Source organism: Caldisericaceae bacterium (genome assembly GCA_036574215.1).
GTDB lineage: Bacteria > Caldisericota > Caldisericia > Caldisericales > Caldisericaceae > Caldisericum.
Genome location: JAINCR010000100.1, coordinates 1 through 1,932 on the forward strand (window position 1 = coordinate 1; position 1,932 = coordinate 1,932).

Genomic DNA, 1,932 nt, shown 5'->3' on the forward strand with positions numbered 1-1,932 from the left:
CAGAATGACACCAGTGGCTTACGCCACTTGACTTCGTCAAGGAAAAGAGTGCAGAATGACACTTCCACCTTGTCATCCTGTTATCCTTTCCTTTGTCATCCCGAGTATTTTTTTCTTGTCATCCTGAGCCACTTTTTTCTTGTCATCCTGAGCCACTTTTTTCTTGTCATCCTGAGCACGTTCGCTTCGCTCAGTGTAAACTCAAGCGAAGGATCTCATCCTTTCAGGAGGGAATATCGAGGGGGTAAACGCCATCCCCTCAAATAAAAGATGAGATTCTTCCTCGCTCACTACGTTCGCTCGTCAGAACGACCATGAGGGAAATGACAAAGTGGGCTTACGCCCTTAGAATAAGGGCAACGGACGAGATTCCTCGCTAACGCTCAGAATGACTGAGGGGCTTACAGGTTTAAATAAACAATTTTCTCGCTATATCGCCTTAGCAAATATGGGATACCTTTCTCTTTTCTAAGAGTGATTATCTCCTTTAAGAGGTCTTTTTTAAAAAGAATGGGATGAGACTTTTTATTGTTAATAACAGGGATTACAATCTCTCCATCTTTTTCCTCAACCATTTTTAAAAGGATATCAAAATTTTCTAATCTCCTATTTGCATAGATAAGGAATGCGCAACAAGTAAAAGGAGAAACAGCCTTCAAGCCATACTTAAAGGAAGAAAAAACAGGCGCATAAATCCTCTCTGAAATTATACCTTTATAAAATCTATCTTTATAAGTGTTATTTAGAGTTTCTAAAACTTCTTCATTACCCACAACAAATACAATATCAATAGAATAACATCTTTTAAGTTTTTCAATTTTATCTACAATGTCTTCAATATTTTTAATATCAAAATCTCTTGAAGAAAGTATAACAAAAGAGATAGTTTTATTAAATGTTCTAAATGTTCTTTCCAAAAGAAGTTTGTCATTAAGAAAATAAGATTCTTTGTCCTTGTAAATTACTTTTTCAAAATTTTCAACTATCTTTGTTTTCATCTAAAAACTTTTTCAGTAATTCCTTATCTTTCAAAATCTCATATGCTTCTTTTAGAGATTCAAATGTTTCATAATCAATCAAAACTGATACAATTTTACTTTTCCTTATCACTGCAAAAACACTTCCCTTTTCTACCTCATCGAGCACTTTTAAAAGATTCTGTTTTAATTTTGAAGCGGAAATAGAAATAAGCATCTTAACCACTCTCTAATAAACTGAGTTATAAAGTGCATTTTTAATTCTTTCAATGATATCTTTCCTATTATCGTAAATATCGTTTGTGATTTTCAACTTTGGAAAATGCCAATTTGCATAAAACTCTTTGTATCTTTTATCAAGGCTTTCAAGGTATTCACGTGGAATTTTTTCAAAATCTCTCCCCCTTTTTGCAATGTTTCTTAAAAGTTCATCTACTGACTTTTCAAGATAAATTAAAAGGTTTGGAGTTGGCAAGTGAGTTACCATGAGATTGTATAATTTATCGTAAACAGTCCACTCTTCTTTTGTCATTAAACCTTCTTCAAAAAGAGATTTAGCGAATACTTCTCTATCCTCATAAATAGATCTATCAAGGACTGCAGGTATTTTAGATAAAAGCATATGATGGACAATCTGCTCATACCTTAAGGCAAGAAAATTAATTTGAGTTGCAAATGCCCACCTTTTCATGTCCTGGTAATAGTCCTTTAAAAATAAATTTGAGTGGAAGTCTTCAAAATAAACAGAAAAACCCAGATCTTCTGAAATAATCTGTGCTAAAGATGTCTTACCTGCTCCAATGTTTCCTGAAATTACAATATACATCATATCACCCCTTTAAAACTTGATTTGCAATTATTAACTTTTGAATTTCGTTAGTTCCTTCAACAATCTCATACATCTTTGCTTCTCTATAGAGCCTTTCCACAACATAGCCTCTTATATACCCACTTC

Annotated in this window: 4 protein-coding genes; all 4 read right to left on the minus strand. The window is 33.3% G+C overall.

Annotated elements, in window-relative coordinates; translation table 11 throughout:
- Nucleotides 1-401 precede the first annotated feature (401 nt).
- Complete coding sequence (locus K6343_05970; GenBank protein MEF3245503.1) at nt 402-998, minus strand: hypothetical protein; 597 nt, start codon at nt 996-998, stop codon at nt 402-404.
- A complete protein-coding gene (locus K6343_05975; GenBank protein ID MEF3245504.1) occupies nt 979-1,194 on the minus strand; it encodes a type II toxin-antitoxin system Phd/YefM family antitoxin in 216 nt (71 codons plus the stop codon). Before K6343_05975 ends, K6343_05970 begins: the two co-directional genes overlap by 20 nt.
- Nucleotides 1,195-1,206: 12 nt before the next feature.
- The gene (locus tag K6343_05980; GenBank protein ID MEF3245505.1) at nt 1,207-1,806 is read right to left on the minus strand and encodes a deoxynucleoside kinase; all 600 of its coding nucleotides are present in this window, start codon (nt 1,804-1,806) and stop codon (nt 1,207-1,209) included.
- 1 nt (nt 1,807) lies between these two features.
- Nucleotides 1,808-1,932 (minus strand): hypothetical protein (locus K6343_05985; GenBank protein ID MEF3245506.1); only part of this gene is annotated, 125 nt, incomplete at its 5' end.